Raw genomic sequence first — 15,866 nt, forward strand, 5'->3', positions numbered from 1 at the left:
TTGGTCGCTCTCAATTTTCAGAGCGCGTTAATGATGGAAGGTCAATGTGAAGATTGATGCATCCCGTCGGGGCATACTCACTGGTCGCTGGCGCAAAGCCAGTAACGGTATCCGTCCGCCCTGGTCCGGTGATGAATCTCATTTTCTGACCCATTGCACCCGCTGCGACGCCTGTATTAATGCTTGTGAAAACAACATTCTGCAACGCGGCGCGGGTGGCTATCCGAGTGTTAATTTCAAAAATAACGAGTGCAGCTTCTGTTACGCCTGCGCGCAGGCTTGCCCCGAATCGCTATTTTCTCCGCGCCACACCAGGGCCTGGGATTTGCTGTTCACCATCGGGGAGGCGTGCCTGGCGTATCAAACAGTTGAATGCCGCCGCTGTCAGGATAGCTGTGAGCCAATGGCAATTATCTTTCGCCCGACGCTCTCCGGGATCTACCAGCCGCAACTTAATAGCCAACTTTGCAACGGATGTGGAGCATGTGCAGCCAGCTGTCCGGTATCAGCCATAACTGCGGAGTATCTCCATGCACACTAACTGGCAAGTTTGCAGCCTGGTCGTGCAGGCCAAAAGCGAACGAATTTCAGACATCAGCACCCAACTGAACGCCTTTCCCGGCTGTGAAGTTGCTGTCAGCGACGCGCCGAGCGGTCAGTTGATTGTGGTGGTGGAAGCAGAAGACAGCGAAACGCTGATTCAAACCATTGAGTCAGTACGCAACGTAGAGGGCGTGCTGGCGGTGTCGCTGGTTTATCACCAGCAGGAAGAGCAAGGTGAGGAAACACCATGAAACTCAGTCGTCGTAGCTTTATGAAAGCTAACGCCGTTGCGGCCGCTGCGGCGGCTGCCGGTCTCAGCGTGCCGGGCGTTGCCCGCGCCGTTGTTGGTCAGCAGGAAGCCATTAAATGGGATAAAGCGCCGTGCCGTTTCTGCGGTACTGGTTGCGGCGTTCTGGTCGGAACGCAGCAGGGGCGTGTGGTGGCCTGTCAGGGCGACCCGGACGCACCGGTTAACCGTGGTCTGAACTGCATTAAGGGCTATTTCCTGCCCAAAATCATGTACGGTAAAGACCGTTTGACGCAGCCGCTTCTGCGTATGAAAAACGGTAAATATGACAAAGAAGGCGAATTTACCCCAATCACCTGGGATCAAGCCTTCGATGTGATGGAAGAGAAATTCAAAACCGCCCTGAAAGAAAAAGGGCCGGAATCGATCGGTATGTTCGGTTCTGGTCAGTGGACTATCTGGGAAGGTTATGCCGCGTCCAAGCTGTTTAAAGCGGGATTCCGTTCGAACAACATCGACCCGAACGCGCGTCACTGTATGGCGTCGGCGGTAGTTGGCTTTATGCGTACCTTTGGTATGGATGAGCCGATGGGCTGCTATGACGACATCGAGCAGGCTGATGCGTTTGTGCTGTGGGGCGCGAACATGGCGGAAATGCACCCGATCCTCTGGTCGCGCATCACTAACCGTCGTCTCTCTAACCAGAACGTCACCGTGGCGGTGCTTTCTACCTACCAGCATCGTAGCTTCGAGCTGGCGGATAATGGCATCATCTTTACGCCGCAATCAGACCTGGTGATCCTGAACTACATCGCCAACTATATCATTCAAAACAATGCGATAAATCAGGACTTCTTTAGCAAACACGTTAACCTGCGCAAAGGGGCGACGGACATCGGCTACGGTTTACGTCCGACCCATCCGCTGGAAAAAGCAGCGAAGAATCCAGGTTCTGACGCCTCCGAACCGATGAGCTTTGAAGATTACAAAGCCTTCGTTGCTGAGTATACGCTGGAAAAAACTGCCGAAATGACCGGCGTGCCGAAAGACCAGTTAGAACAACTGGCGCAGCTGTATGCCGATCCGAACAAGAAAGTCATCTCCTACTGGACGATGGGCTTCAACCAGCATACCCGTGGTGTATGGGCCAACAACCTGGTCTACAACCTGCACCTGCTGACCGGCAAAATTTCCAAGCCGGGTTGCGGTCCGTTCTCCCTGACCGGGCAGCCTTCCGCGTGTGGTACTGCGCGTGAAGTGGGCACCTTTGCTCACCGTCTGCCTGCGGACATGGTGGTAACTAACGAGAAACATCGTGATATCTGCGAGAAGAAGTGGAATATCCCGAGCGGCACCATTCCGGCGAAAATCGGTCTGCATGCGGTAGCACAAGACCGTGCGCTGAAAGACGGCAAGCTGAATGTTTACTGGACCATGTGTACCAACAACATGCAGGCCGGGCCGAACATCAATGAAGAGCGTATGCCGGGCTGGCGCGATCCGCGCAACTTCATCATCGTCTCCGATCCGTATCCGACAGTCAGTGCGCTGGCCGCCGACTTGATCCTGCCGACCGCAATGTGGGTAGAAAAAGAGGGTGCTTACGGTAACGCCGAACGCCGTACTCAGTTCTGGCGTCAGCAGGTACAGGCACCGGGCGAAGCGAAATCGGATCTCTGGCAGTTAGTCCAGTTCTCCCGCCGCTTCAAAACTGAAGAAGTATGGCCGGAAGATCTGCTGGCGAAGAAACCGGAACTGCGTGGCAAAACGCTGTACGAAGTTCTGTATGCCACCCCGGAAGTGAGCAAATACCCTGTATCCGAACTGGCGGAAGATCAGCTGAACGATGAATCCCGCGAGCTGGGCTTCTATCTGCAAAAAGGGCTGTTCGAAGAGTACGCATGGTTTGGTCGCGGTCACGGTCACGATCTGGCACCGTTCGATGACTACCACAAAGCGCGCGGTCTGCGCTGGCCGGTGGTGAACGGTAAAGAAACACAGTGGCGTTACAGCGAAGGTAACGACCCGTACGTGAAAGCGGGCGAAGGCTATAAGTTCTACGGTAAACCGGATGGCAAAGCGGTGATCTTCGCACTGCCGTTCGAACCGGCGGCGGAGGCACCGGATGAAGAGTACGACCTGTGGCTCTCTACCGGACGCGTCCTGGAGCACTGGCATACCGGCAGTATGACTCGCCGTGTACCGGAACTGCACCGTGCCTTCCCGGAAGCGGTCCTGTTTATTCACCCGTTGGATGCGAAAGCGCGCGATCTGCGCCGTGGCGACAAAGTGAAAGTGGTTTCTCGCCGTGGCGAAGTGATCTCGATTGTTGAAACGCGCGGTCGTAACCGTCCGCCACAGGGCCTGGTGTACATGCCGTTCTTCGACGCCGCACAGCTGGTTAACAAACTGACGCTGGACGCGACCGATCCGCTCTCGAAAGAGACGGACTTCAAGAAGTGCGCGGTCAAACTGGAGAAGGTGTAAGCCATTATGTCCCGGTCAGCGAAACCTCAAAATGGTCGCCGCCGCTTTCTGCGCGATGTCGTTCGCACAGCTGGCGGGCTGGCTGCCGTGGGTGTGGCGCTGGGGTTACAACAGCAAACCGCACGCGCATCTGGCGTGCGGTTGCGCCCGCCCGGAGCCATAAACGAGAACGCCTTTGCCAGTGCCTGTGTGCGTTGCGGTCAGTGTGTTCAGGCTTGCCCTTACGACACCTTAAAACTGGCGACGCTGGCTTCTGGCCTGTCGGCGGGCACGCCATATTTTGTCGCACGGGATATTCCTTGCGAAATGTGTGAGGACATTCCGTGCGCCAAAGTGTGCCCGAGCGGTGCGCTGGATCGTGAGATCGAATCGATCGACGACGCGCGGATGGGGCTGGCGGTACTGGTGGACCAGGAAAACTGTCTCAACTTTCAGGGGCTGCGCTGCGATGTTTGTTATCGCGAATGCCCGAAAATTGATGAGGCAATCACCCTGGAGCTGGAGCGCAACACGCGTACCGGTAAGCACGCCCGCTTTCTGCCGACGGTTCACAGCGACGCCTGTACCGGCTGCGGTAAGTGCGAAAAAGTGTGCGTGCTGGAACAACCGGCAATCAAGGTGTTACCGCTGTCACTGGCGAAAGGGGAGTTAGGTCACCATTACCGCTTCGGCTGGCTGGAGGGGAACAATGGCAAATCGTAAACGTGACGCCGGGCGCGAGGCGCTGGAGAAAAAAGGCTGGTGGCGCAGTCACCGTTGGCTGGTGTTACGTCGCCTTTGTCAGTTCTTCGTGCTGGGGATGTTTTTGAGCGGTCCGTGGTTTGGTGTGTGGATCTTGCACGGCAACTACAGCAGTAGCCTGTTATTCGACACCGTTCCACTGACCGATCCGCTGATGACGCTGCAAAGTCTTGCCAGCGGTCATCTGCCTGCCACGGTGGCGTTGACCGGTGCGGTGATTATCACCGTGCTCTACGCGCTGGCAGGAAAGCGATTATTTTGCAGCTGGGTCTGCCCGCTGAATCCGATTACCGACTTAGCGAACTGGTTACGCAGACGATTTGACCTCAATCAGTCTGCGACGATCCCTCGCCACATTCGCTACGTGCTGTTGGTGGTCATTCTGCTGGGATCGGCCTTAACCGGCACGCTCATCTGGGAATGGATCAACCCCGTTTCCCTGATGGGGCGCAGTCTGGTAATGGGATTCGGCAGCGGCGCGCTGCTTATTCTCGCGCTGTTTTTATTTGATCTACTGGTCGTTGAACACGGCTGGTGCGGGCACATTTGTCCGGTTGGCGCGCTGTATGGCGTGCTGGGTAGCAAAGGTGTCATTACCGTTGCGGCCACCGATCGGCAGAAATGTAACCGCTGTATGGATTGTTTTCATGTTTGCCCGGAACCGCATGTGCTACGTGCCCCGGTGCTGGATGAACAAAGCCCGGTGCAGGTCACCAGCCGCGATTGCATGACGTGCGGTCGCTGCGTGGATGTCTGTTCTGAGGATGTATTTACAATAACTACACGATGGAGTTCGGGAGCGAAATCATGAAAAGCCATGACCTGAAGAAAGCGCTGTGTCAATGGACGGCGATGCTGGCCCTGGTGGTAAGCGGCGCGGTTTGGGCGGCTAATGGCGTCGATTTTAGCCAGTCGCCGGAAGTATCCGGGACGCAGGAAGGGGCCATTCGGATGCCAAAAGAGCAGGAACGGATGCCGCTGAACTATGTGAATCAGCCGCCAATGATCCCGCATAGCGTTGAAGGTTATCAGGTAACGACCAATACCAACCGCTGCTTGCAGTGCCACGGTGTCGAAAGCTATCGCACCACTGGCGCGCCGCGCATCAGTCCTACTCACTTTATGGACAGCGACGGCAAAGTGGGCGCGGAAGTGGCTCCGCGTCGTTATTTCTGTCTGCAATGTCACGTACCGCAGGCCGATACCGCGCCAATCGTGGGGAATACCTTTACCCCGTCAAAAGGTTACGGGAAATAAGAGGTTATTATGGGAAATTCTGACCGTAAGCCTGGTCTGATTAAGCGCCTGTGGAAATGGTGGCGTACCCCCAGCCGTCTGGCGCTGGGGACGCTGCTGTTGATCGGCTTTGTTGGCGGCATCGTCTTCTGGGGCGGCTTTAACACCGGGATGGAAAAAGCCAATACCGAAGAGTTCTGCATTAGCTGCCACGAAATGCGTAACACGGTGTATCAGGAATACATGGATTCCGTGCACTACAACAACCGTAGCGGCGTCCGTGCGACCTGTCCGGATTGTCACGTTCCGCACGAGTTTGTGCCGAAGATGATACGCAAGCTCAAAGCAAGTAAAGAGCTGTATGGTAAAATTTTTGGCGTTATTGACACGCCGCAGAAATTTGAAGCTCATCGCCTGACGATGGCACAGAATGAGTGGCGGCGCATGAAGGACAATAACTCGCAGGAGTGCCGTAACTGTCACAACTTCGAGTATATGGATACAACCGCCCAGAAATCGGTTGCCGCGAAGATGCATGACCAGGCGGTGAAAGATGGGCAAACCTGTATTGATTGCCATAAAGGGATAGCGCACAAGCTGCCCGATATGCGCGAAGTCGAGCCAGGTTTTTAACAGGGTTATTGCGTGGGTATGCTTGAAGCCAGAGAGTTACTTTGCGAGCGGGATGAACGAACCTTATTTAGTGGCTTGTCATTTACGCTGAACGCAGGAGAGTGGGTACAAATCACCGGTAGCAACGGCGCGGGGAAGACAACGCTTCTCCGTTTGCTGACGGGGTTGTCTCGCCCTGATGCGGGTGACGTTCTCTGGCAAGGGCAGCCCTTGCATCAGGTACGCGACAGCTACCATCAAAACCTGTTATGGATAGGCCATCAGCCGGGGATCAAAACCCGGCTGACGGCGTTAGAAAATCTGCACTTTTATCATCGCGATGGCGATACCGCACAATGTCTGGAAGCCCTGGCGCAGGCTGGGCTTGCCGGATTTGAAGATATTCCTGTAAATCAACTTTCTGCCGGGCAACAACGCCGCGTCGCTTTAGCGCGTCTGTGGCTGACCCGTGCCACGTTATGGATCCTCGACGAGCCTTTTACCGCGATTGACGTTAACGGCGTCGATCGTCTGACCCAGCGTATGGCGCAGCATACGGAGCAGGGGGGGATTGTGATTCTGACTACCCACCAGCCGCTCAACGTTGCTGAAAGTAAAATTCGCCGCATTTCACTGACGCAAACGAGGGCCGCATGATGTTCTGGCGCATTTTCCGTCTTGAGCTGCGCGTAGCGTTTCGCCATAGCGCCGAAATCGCCAACCCGCTGTGGTTCTTCCTGATTGTCATTACCCTTTTTCCGCTCAGTATCGGTCCGGAGCCGCAACTGCTGGCGCGTATTGCACCGGGCGTTATCTGGGTTGCCGCACTGCTTTCATCCTTGCTGGCACTGGAGCGTCTGTTCCGTGACGATTTGCAGGACGGCAGTCTTGAACAATTGATGTTGTTGCCGTTACCCTTGCCCGCCGTTGTGCTGGCGAAGGTGATGGCGCACTGGATGGTAACCGGTCTGCCGTTACTTATCCTTTCGCCCCTGGTAGCAATGCTACTGGGAATGGATGTTTATGGCTGGCAAGTGATGGCGCTGACGCTGCTGCTGGGAACCCCTACGCTTGGCTTTCTCGGTGCACCGGGCGTGGCGCTGACAGTGGGACTTAAGCGCGGTGGTGTGCTGCTCAGCATACTGGTGTTACCGCTGACTATCCCATTACTCATCTTTGCCACCGCCGCGATGGACGCGGCTTCCATGCATTTGCCCGTTGACGGGTATCTGGCAATTTTAGGCGCGTTGCTGGCAGGCACCGCGACTTTAAGTCCTTTTGCGACGGCGGCAGCGTTACGAATCAGCATTCAATAACGCTGGATTACTGATTTTTGTTCGAGTCTGGTATCGAAACTATGTGGAAAACACTGCATCAACTGGCGATCCCACCACGGCTGTATCAAATCTGTGGCTGGTTTATACCGTGGCTGGCAATTGCCAGTGTGGTCGTGCTTACCGTCGGCTGGATCTGGGGATTCGGCTTTGCTCCGGCTGATTATCAGCAGGGAAATAGCTACCGCATTATCTACCTGCATGTGCCTGCGGCGATCTGGTCGATGGGCATTTATGCATCAATGGCGGTGGCGGCGTTTATTGGCCTTGTCTGGCAGATGAAAATGGCCAACCTGGCGGTAGCGGCGATGGCCCCCATTGGTGCCGTGTTTACCTTTATTGCCCTGGTTACCGGCTCTGCATGGGGAAAACCGATGTGGGGCACCTGGTGGGTATGGGACGCACGCCTGACTTCTGAACTGGTGCTGCTGTTTCTGTATGTTGGTGTAATTGCCCTGTGGCACGCCTTCGACGACCGCCGTCTGGCGGGCCGTGCGGCAGGTATTCTGGTGCTGATTGGCGTGGTGAATCTGCCGATTATTCATTACTCCGTGGAGTGGTGGAACACCCTGCATCAGGGATCAACGCGGATGCAGCAAAGTATCGATCCGGCGATGCGTTCGCCGCTGCGCTGGTCGATTTTTGGCTTCCTGCTGCTGTCTGCCACGCTGACGCTGATGCGGATGCGTAATTTGATTTTGCTGATGGAAAAACGCCGTCCGTGGGTGAGTGAACTGATACTGAAAAGAGGCCGTAAATGACCCCTGCATTTGCTTCCTGGAATGAATTTTTCGCAATGGGCGGTTACGCCTTTTTTGTCTGGCTGGCGGTAGCGATGACCGTTATTCCGCTGGTGATTTTAGTCGTGCACTCGGTGATGCAGCATCGCGCAATTCTGCGTGGCGTGGCGCAACAGCGGGCGCGTGAGGCGCGTTTACGTGCTGCGCAACAGCAGGAGGCTGCATGAATATTCGCCGTAAAAACCGCTTGTGGATTGCCTGTGCCGTTTTGGCGGGGCTGGCGCTTACTATCGGTCTGGTGCTGTATGCGCTGCGCTCGAATATCGATCTCTTTTATACGCCGGGGGAAATTCTCTACGGCAAGCGTGAAACTCAGCAAATGCCGGAAGTCGGTCAGCGTCTGCGCGTTGGCGGGATGGTGATGCCGGGTAGTGTGCAGCGCGATCCCAATTCGCTGAAAGTAACTTTCACCATTTACGATGCTGAAGGTTCAGTGGATGTCTCTTACGAAGGCATTTTGCCGGATCTGTTCCGTGAAGGGCAGGGCGTTGTGGTGCAGGGCGAGCTGGAAAAAGGCAATCATATCCTCGCGAAAGAAGTGCTGGCGAAACATGATGAAAACTACACGCCGCCAGAAGTTGAGAAAGCGATGGAAGCTAACCACCGTCGCCCGGCGAGTGTTTATAAGGACCCAGCATCATGATGCCAGAAATTGGTAACGGGCTGCTGTGCCTGGCGTTAGGGATTGCGCTGCTGCTGTCCGTGTATCCGCTATGGGGCGTGGCGCGCGGAGATGCGCGCATGATGGCGTCTTCCCGCTTGTTTGCCTGGCTGCTGTTTATGTCTGTGGCTGGCGCATTTCTGGTGCTGGTCAATGCTTTCGTGGTCAACGACTTTACCGTCACCTATGTTGCCAGCAACTCCAATACCCAGCTTCCGGTGTGGTATCGCGTGGCGGCTACCTGGGGCGCGCATGAAGGTTCGCTTCTGCTGTGGGTGCTGCTGATGAGCGGCTGGACCTTTGCGGTGGCGATTTTTAGTCAGCGTATTCCGCTGGATATTGTGGCCCGCGTACTGGCGATAATGGGGATGGTCAGCGTCGGCTTTTTGCTGTTCATTCTCTTTACCTCTAACCCGTTCTCACGCACGTTGCCGAACTTCCCGATTGAAGGTCGCGATCTTAACCCGCTGTTACAGGATCCGGGGCTGATCTTCCATCCGCCTCTGCTTTATATGGGGTACGTCGGCTTCTCGGTGGCGTTTGCTTTTGCCATTGCTTCTTTGTTGAGCGGGCGTCTGGACAGCACTTATGCGCGTTTTACTCGTCCGTGGACACTGGCAGCGTGGATCTTCCTGACGCTCGGCATCGTGCTCGGTTCCGCATGGGCCTATTACGAACTCGGCTGGGGCGGCTGGTGGTTCTGGGATCCGGTAGAAAACGCCTCGTTTATGCCGTGGCTGGTGGGGACTGCGCTGATGCACTCACTGGCGGTCACTGAACAACGCGCCAGCTTCAAAGCGTGGACATTACTGCTGGCAATCAGTGCCTTCTCGTTGTGTCTGTTGGGGACTTTCCTCGTGCGTTCCGGCGTGCTGGTATCGGTACACGCGTTTGCGTCTGATCCGGCGCGCGGTATGTTTATCCTCGCCTTTATGGTGCTGGTGATTGGTGGTTCGCTGCTGCTGTTTGCCGCGCGTGGACACAAAGTTCGCTCACGCGTAAACAATGCGCTGTGGTCGCGGGAATCTCTGCTGTTAGCGAACAACGTTTTGCTGGTCGCCGCGATGCTGGTGGTATTACTGGGGACGCTGCTGCCGCTGGTGCACAAGCAACTGGGACTGGGCAGTATTTCGATTGGCGAACCGTTCTTCAACACCATGTTTACCTGGCTGATGGTGCCGTTTGCGCTGCTGCTTGGTGTCGGTCCTCTGGTGCGCTGGGGGCGCGATCGCCCACGTAAAATCCGCAATTTATTGATTATCGCCTTCATCTCAACGCTGGTGCTGTCGCTGCTGCTGCCGTGGCTGTTCGAAAGCAAAGTTGTGGCGATGACGGTGCTCGGCCTGGCAATGGCCTGCTGGATTGCGGTGCTGGCAATTGCGGAAGCTGCGCTGCGTATTTCACGTGGCACGAAAACCACCTTCAGTTATTGGGGAATGGTGGCGGCTCACCTGGGGCTGGCAGTGACAATTGTTGGTATTGCCTTTAGCCAGAACTATAGCGTTGAGCGTGATGTGCGCATGAAGTCCGGCGATAGTGTCGATATTCATGAATATCGCTTCACCTTCCGTGATGTCAAAGAGGTGACTGGCCCGAACTGGCGTGGCGGTGTGGCGACTATCGGCGTAACGCGCGATGGCAAGCCGGAAACGGTGCTGTATGCGGAAAAACGTTATTACAACACTGCCGGGTCGATGATGACCGAAGCGGCGATTGACGGCGGCATCACGCGTGACCTGTACGCCGCGCTCGGTGAAGAGCTGGAAAACGGCGCGTGGGCCGTGCGTCTTTACTACAAACCGTTTGTTCGCTGGATTTGGGCGGGCGGGCTGATGATGGCATTGGGCGGGCTGCTGTGCCTGTTTGATCCTCGCTATCGTAAGCGCGTGAACCCGCAGAAAACTGCGCCGGAGGCTGTATGAAGCGCAAAGTATTGTTAATTCCGTTGATTATCTTCCTGGCGATTGCCGCGGCGCTACTGTGGCAGCTGGCGCGTAATGCCGAAGGGGATGATCCGACCAATCTGGAATCGGCGCTCATTGGCAAGCCAGTGCCGAAGTTTCGCCTCGAATCACTGGACAATCCGGGGCAGTTTTATCAGGCGGATGTGCTGACTCAGGGCAAACCAGTGCTGCTTAACGTCTGGGCGACCTGGTGTCCGACCTGCCGTGCGGAACATCAATATCTGAATCAGCTTTCTGCGCAGGGCATCCGCGTGGTCGGCATGAACTATAAAGACGATCGCCAGAAGGCAATCAGCTGGCTGAAAGAGCTGGGCAATCCTTACGCACTAAGCCTGTTTGATGGCGACGGCATGTTAGGACTGGATCTCGGTGTCTATGGCGCGCCAGAAACGTTCCTCATCGACGGCAACGGCATCATTCGCTATCGCCATGCGGGCGATCTCAATCCTCGCGTCTGGGAAGAAGAGATCAAGCCGCTGTGGGAGAAATACAGTAAGGAGGCCGCACAATGAGGTTTTTATTGGGCGTGCTGATGCTGATGATCTCCGGCTCAGCGCTGGCGACCATCGACGTGTTGCAGTTTAAGGATGAAGCGCAGGAGCAGCAGTTCCGGCAACTCACTGAAGAACTACGCTGCCCGAAATGCCAGAACAACAGCATTGCCGATTCCAACTCGATGATTGCCACCGACCTGCGCCAGAAAGTGTATGAACTGATGCAGGAAGGTAAAAGTAAAAAAGAGATTGTCGATTATATGGTGGCGCGTTACGGCAACTTTGTCACTTACGATCCGCCGTTAACGCCGCTGACCGTGCTGCTGTGGGTGCTTCCGGTAGTGGCTATTGGCATTGGCGGTTGGGTCATTTACGCCCGTTCGCGGCGTCGGGTACGCGTGGTGCCGGACGCGTTTCCTGAACAAAGCGTGCCGGAAGGTAAGCGTGCCGGATATATTGTTTATCTGCCGGGTATTGTGGTGGCGTTAATTGTGGCTGGCGTCAGCTACTACCAGACTGGCAATTATCAGCAGGTGAAAATCTGGCAGCAGGCCACGGCACAGGCTCCGGCGTTGCTGGACAGGGCGCTGGATCCGAAAGCCGATCCGCTCAACGAAGAAGAGATGTCGCGCCTTGCGCTGGGGATGCGTACTCAACTGCAAAAAAATCCGGGAGATATAGAAGGCTGGATTATGTTGGGCCGCGTTGGCATGGCGCTGGGTAACGCCAGTATCGCCACCGATGCATACGCTACTGCGTATCGCCTCGATCCGAAGAACAGCGATGCTGCACTGGGATACGCTGAAGCGTTGACACGTTCATCTGATCCCAACGACAACCGCCTCGGCGGCGAACTGCTGCGCCAGTTGGTGAGAACGGACCATAGCAATATTCGTGTGTTAAGCATGTATGCGTTTAACGCCTTTGAGCAGCAGCGATTTGGCGAAGCCGTTGCCGCGTGGGAGATGATGTTGAAACTCTTACCTGCCAACGATACTCGCCGTGCGGTGATTGAACGTAGTATCGCGCAGGCGATGCAACATTTGTCGCCGCAGGAGAGTAAATAAAAAGAGACCCGATGGTGATGCCATCGGGCTATTTTTTATTGTGCCCCGCGTTGTTGCAGGAACAGAATGGTGGCCGCCACGCGTGAGCGGACATTGAGTTTACGCAGCAGATTGCGAATGTGTACTTTTACTGTCTGCTCGGAAATATTCAACACCGAGGCAATCTGTTTATTTGACAGCCCCTGTGCCAGCTCGTGCAGAACATCCAGCTCGCGCTCCGTCAGCACGCTGAAGGGATCTTCTTCCGCGCCAAACATTTCACGTTCACGTAAGTACTGATTGACGCGTTCGCTAAAGACTTTGCTGCCTTTCGCTCCGGCACGAATCGCTTCCAGCAACACTTCCGGGTCGCTGTCTTTCAACAGATAACCGTCTGCGCCTGCGTCTATCAGCGCAAAGACATCGCTGGAGGCATCTGATACGGTCAGGATAATAATTTGCGCGGTAACGCCATCCCTGCGCAAGGCATTGAGGGTATCCAGGCCACTCATACCTTTCATATTGAGATCCAGCAAGATCACGTCGATATCCAGTCTATTCGCCAGATCGATTGCGCTCGCGCCGTCGCCCGCTTCGGCGACCACTTCAAAGCCAGGATCAAGCTCCAGTAACTGACGAACACCGCGTCGCATAAGTGGATGATCATCCACAATCATCACCTGAAAAGGCGTTGCTTCAGGCATAGTAGTCTCCTGAGGTTTTATTAGAATCATTATGTTTGAGCGTAGCGTTGGTAACGCTACCAGGCGCGTGAATGTTACCCCATTTTATGTATGGACATGTAGCGAAAACTACAACCTTGTCGTTCGCTTTGGCATCACTTTCATTATAAAGACGGAATTTTGCATCAGCTTCTCATCAAGAAAAACAACTAAAAAATCAATCACAATACTTGTGCATTTCTTTAAACAGTTTTTAAAAACTGACTCCGGGTATGGAGCTATGGGTATTTTCTCTACCCAATGCTTTTAACAGCAATTAATTTCATAGGATGAAAGCTCAATGCATCAATCTGGTTCTGTTTCTCTTTGTCGTTCCGCAATATCTGTTCTGGTGGCTACAGCGTTATATTCACCCATAGCATTGGCATCAACAGTTGAGTATGGTGAGACAGTTGATGGTGTTGTCCTGGAAAAAGATATCCAGCTGGTTTATGGGACCGCCAATAATACGAAAATCAATCCTGGCGGAGAACAGCATATTAAAGAATTTGGTATAAGTAGTAATACTGAAATTAACGGCGGGTATCAGTACATTGAAATGAATGGCACCGCAGAATACTCAGTATTAAATGATGGTTATCAAATTGTTCAAATGGGTGGTGCGGCAAACCAGACTACCCTCAATAATGGTGTGCTACAGGTTTATGGCGCAGCGAATGAACCTACGATTAAAGGCGGGCGCTTAATTATTGAAAAAGATGGGATTACCGTCTTTGCCGCTATCGAAAAGGGAGGATTACTGGAGGTTAAAGAGGGAGGATTAGCATTTGCGGTAGATCAGAAAGCAGGCGGTGCGATTAAAACAACCACCCGGGCCATGGAGGTATTCGGAACAAACCGTCTCGGTCAGTTCGATATCAAGGATGGTATTGCTAATAATATGCTGTTGGAAAACGGCGGAAGTTTGCGAGTTGAAGAAAATGACTTCGCTTATAATACCACTGTGGATAGTGGCGGCTTACTGGAGGTTATGGATGGCGGGACTGCAACTGGCGTTGATAAAAAAGCAGGCGGAAAATTAATTGTCTCAACGAATGCGCTGGAAGTGAGTGGTACAAACAGTAAAGGCCAATTTAGTATAAAAGATGGTGTGTCAAAAAATTATGAGCTGGATGATGGTTCCGGGCTTATTGTTATGGAGGACACGCAGGCCATTGACACTATCCTTGATGAGCATGCCACTATGCAATCGCTGGGAAAGGATACTGGTACGAGAGTGCAGGCAAATGCGGTATATGATCTCGGTCGATCAGATCAGAATGGAAGTATAACGTATTCCTCTAAAGCCATCTCTGAAAATATGGTTATCAACAATGGCCGCGCTAATGTCTGGGCTGGCACAATGGTTAACGTTTCAGTCAGAGGGAATGATGGCATTCTTGAGGTCATGAAGCCGCAAATAAATTATGCACCCGCTATGTTGGTGGGTAAGGTAGTGGTTTCTGAGGGCGCTTCTTTTAGAACGCATGGTGCCGTGGATACCAGCAAAGCGGATGTTTCGCTCGAAAATAGCGCATGGACCATCATTGCCGATATCACTACGACGAACCAAAACACTCGCCTCAACTTAGCCAACCTTGCGATGTCTGGCGCAAATGTGATTATGATGGCTGAGCCAGTGACTCGTTCATCTGTGACGGCAAGTGCGGAAAATTTCACTACGTTGACCACCAATACCCTATCGGGAAACGGCAATTTTTATATGCGTACTGATATGGCTAATCATCAGAGCGATCAGCTCAACGTGACCGGTCAGGCAACAGGTGATTTCAAAATATTTGTGACGGACACAGGGGCCAGCCCGGCAGCAGGTGATAGCCTTACACTGGTAACAACGGGCGGCGGTGATGCTGCATTTACGTTGGGCAATGCCGGAGGCGTTGTTGATATCGGTACGTATGAATATACCTTGCTGGATAATGGCAACCATAGCTGGAGTCTGGCAGAGAATCGCGCGCAAATTACCCCTTCAACCACTGATGTGCTGAACATGGCAGCAGCACAACCGCTGGTATTTGATGCAGAACTGTACACCGTGCGTGAGCGTCTTGGTAGCGTAAAAGGCGTTAGTTACGATACGGCGATGTGGAGTTCGGCAATTAACACCCGCAACAACGTGACCACTGATGCGGGAGCTGGCTTTGAGCAAACATTGACGGGCCTGACGCTCGGTATCGATAGCCGTTTCTCCCGTGAAGAAAGCAGCACAATTCGCGGCTTGTTCTTTGGTTACTCTCATTCTGATATTGGTTTTGATCGCGGCGGCAAAGGTAATATCGATAGCTACACCCTGGGGGCTTATGCCGGTTGGGAGCATCAGAACGGTGCCTATGTTGATGGAGTGGTGAAAGTTGACCGTTTTGCCAACACCATCCATGGCAAGATGAGTAATGGAGCAACAGCGTTTGGCGATTACAATAGTAACGGCGCGGGTGCTCATGTCGAGAGCGGGTTCCGTTGGGTTGACGGATTGTGGAGTGTTAGACCCTATCTGGCCTTTACCGGCTTTACCACAGATGGTCAGGACTACACGTTATCAAACGGCATGAGCGCGGATGTGGGAAATACCCGCATATTACGGGCTGAAGCGGGAACGGCGGTAAGCTATCACATGGACCTGCAAAACGGTACGACGCTGGAACCCTGGCTGAAAGCCGCCGTACGTCAGGAATACGCCGATTCTAACCAGGTGAAAGTTAATGACGATGGCAAATTTAATAATGATGTGGCTGGAACCAGTGGCGTTTATCAGGCTGGGATAAGGTCATCGTTTACCCCGACGTTAAGCGGTCATTTGTCTGTCAGCTATGGCAATGGCGCAGGGGTAGAATCACCGTGGAATACTCAGGCGGGTGTGGTCTGGTCGTTCTGATAACAGAAAATAAACAGGCCGTGATGTGTCGCGGTCTGTTTATCGAATTAAATGCAGATATAAAAAAACCAACCGTAAAGGTTGGT

Annotated in this window: 17 protein-coding genes; 16 read left to right on the forward strand and 1 reads right to left on the reverse strand. The window is 53.9% G+C overall.

Going from position 1 to position 15,866, the window contains the following annotated elements:
- Positions 1 to 46 precede the first annotated feature (46 nt).
- The 15 genes from napF to ccmH are packed head-to-tail and all read left to right on the forward strand — an operon-like array spanning position 47 to position 12,186.
- The gene (gene napF / locus ACJHYD_RS01835) at positions 47 to 541 is read left to right on the forward strand and encodes a ferredoxin-type protein NapF (RefSeq protein WP_000686721.1); all 495 of its coding nucleotides are present in this window, start codon (positions 47 to 49) and stop codon (positions 539 to 541) included.
- Entirely contained in the window at positions 531 to 794 is a 264-nt protein-coding gene (napD, locus tag ACJHYD_RS01840) for a chaperone NapD (protein ID WP_000557378.1), read from the forward strand. The genes napF and napD overlap by 11 nt, the downstream gene beginning before the upstream one ends.
- The gene (gene napA / locus ACJHYD_RS01845; protein ID WP_000778055.1) at positions 791 to 3,277 is read left to right on the forward strand and encodes a nitrate reductase catalytic subunit NapA; all 2,487 of its coding nucleotides are present in this window, start codon (positions 791 to 793) and stop codon (positions 3,275 to 3,277) included. The genes napD and napA overlap by 4 nt, the downstream gene beginning before the upstream one ends.
- A gap of 6 nt (positions 3,278 to 3,283) precedes the next feature.
- Positions 3,284 to 3,979: a ferredoxin-type protein NapG gene (napG, locus tag ACJHYD_RS01850; protein WP_000091291.1), complete on the forward strand. Its 696-nt coding sequence runs from the start codon at positions 3,284 to 3,286 to the stop codon at positions 3,977 to 3,979.
- Positions 3,966 to 4,829 (forward strand): quinol dehydrogenase ferredoxin subunit NapH, encoded by an 864-nt coding sequence (gene napH / locus ACJHYD_RS01855; RefSeq protein ID WP_000013506.1) that lies wholly within the window; start codon positions 3,966 to 3,968, stop codon positions 4,827 to 4,829. The genes napG and napH overlap by 14 nt, the downstream gene beginning before the upstream one ends.
- On the forward strand, positions 4,826 to 5,275 hold the full coding sequence (napB, locus tag ACJHYD_RS01860; protein WP_000835177.1) for a nitrate reductase cytochrome c-type subunit: 450 nt from the start codon (positions 4,826 to 4,828) through the stop codon (positions 5,273 to 5,275). The genes napH and napB overlap by 4 nt, the downstream gene beginning before the upstream one ends.
- Positions 5,276 to 5,284: 9 nt before the next feature.
- On the forward strand, positions 5,285 to 5,887 hold the full coding sequence (gene napC / locus ACJHYD_RS01865; RefSeq protein WP_000528376.1) for a cytochrome c-type protein NapC: 603 nt from the start codon (positions 5,285 to 5,287) through the stop codon (positions 5,885 to 5,887).
- Positions 5,888 to 5,899: 12 nt separating this feature from the next.
- A complete protein-coding gene (ccmA, locus tag ACJHYD_RS01870) occupies positions 5,900 to 6,523 on the forward strand; it encodes a cytochrome c biogenesis heme-transporting ATPase CcmA (protein WP_000525568.1) in 624 nt (207 codons plus the stop codon).
- On the forward strand, positions 6,520 to 7,182 hold the full coding sequence (gene ccmB, locus ACJHYD_RS01875; protein WP_000971741.1) for a heme exporter protein CcmB: 663 nt from the start codon (positions 6,520 to 6,522) through the stop codon (positions 7,180 to 7,182). Before ccmA ends, ccmB begins: the two co-directional genes overlap by 4 nt.
- A gap of 41 nt (positions 7,183 to 7,223) precedes the next feature.
- Positions 7,224 to 7,961: a heme exporter protein CcmC gene (gene ccmC / locus ACJHYD_RS01880; protein ID WP_001295447.1), complete on the forward strand. Its 738-nt coding sequence runs from the start codon at positions 7,224 to 7,226 to the stop codon at positions 7,959 to 7,961.
- On the forward strand, positions 7,958 to 8,167 hold the full coding sequence (gene ccmD, locus ACJHYD_RS01885) for a heme exporter protein CcmD (RefSeq protein WP_000186534.1): 210 nt from the start codon (positions 7,958 to 7,960) through the stop codon (positions 8,165 to 8,167). Before ccmC ends, ccmD begins: the two co-directional genes overlap by 4 nt.
- Positions 8,164 to 8,643 (forward strand): cytochrome c maturation protein CcmE, encoded by a 480-nt coding sequence (gene ccmE, locus ACJHYD_RS01890; protein WP_001026418.1) that lies wholly within the window; start codon positions 8,164 to 8,166, stop codon positions 8,641 to 8,643. Before ccmD ends, ccmE begins: the two co-directional genes overlap by 4 nt.
- The gene (gene ccmF, locus ACJHYD_RS01895) at positions 8,640 to 10,583 is read left to right on the forward strand and encodes a cytochrome c-type biogenesis heme lyase CcmF (RefSeq protein WP_000982446.1); all 1,944 of its coding nucleotides are present in this window, start codon (positions 8,640 to 8,642) and stop codon (positions 10,581 to 10,583) included. The genes ccmE and ccmF overlap by 4 nt, the downstream gene beginning before the upstream one ends.
- Positions 10,580 to 11,137: a thiol:disulfide interchange protein DsbE gene (gene dsbE, locus ACJHYD_RS01900; protein ID WP_000824439.1), complete on the forward strand. Its 558-nt coding sequence runs from the start codon at positions 10,580 to 10,582 to the stop codon at positions 11,135 to 11,137. The genes ccmF and dsbE overlap by 4 nt, the downstream gene beginning before the upstream one ends.
- Positions 11,134 to 12,186, forward strand: coding sequence for a cytochrome c-type biogenesis thiol:disulfide oxidoreductase CcmH (gene ccmH / locus ACJHYD_RS01905; RefSeq protein WP_001211558.1), 1,053 nt, complete (start codon positions 11,134 to 11,136; stop codon positions 12,184 to 12,186). Before dsbE ends, ccmH begins: the two co-directional genes overlap by 4 nt.
- A 35-nt stretch (positions 12,187 to 12,221) precedes the next feature.
- On the opposite strand, the gene narP is transcribed toward ccmH, so the two are convergent.
- Positions 12,222 to 12,869 (reverse strand): nitrate/nitrite response regulator protein NarP, encoded by a 648-nt coding sequence (gene narP / locus ACJHYD_RS01910; protein WP_001113637.1) that lies wholly within the window; start codon positions 12,867 to 12,869, stop codon positions 12,222 to 12,224.
- A 319-nt stretch (positions 12,870 to 13,188) separates the two neighbouring features.
- Between narP and yejO the strand changes: the two genes are divergently transcribed.
- Positions 13,189 to 15,780 (forward strand): autotransporter YejO, encoded by a 2,592-nt coding sequence (yejO, locus tag ACJHYD_RS01915; RefSeq protein ID WP_001551371.1) that lies wholly within the window; start codon positions 13,189 to 13,191, stop codon positions 15,778 to 15,780.
- The last annotated feature ends 86 nt before the right edge of the window (positions 15,781 to 15,866 follow it).

It is taken from the genome of Escherichia sp. WS1368, assembly GCF_046487485.1.
Taxonomy (GTDB): domain Bacteria; phylum Pseudomonadota; class Gammaproteobacteria; order Enterobacterales; family Enterobacteriaceae; genus Escherichia; species Escherichia coli.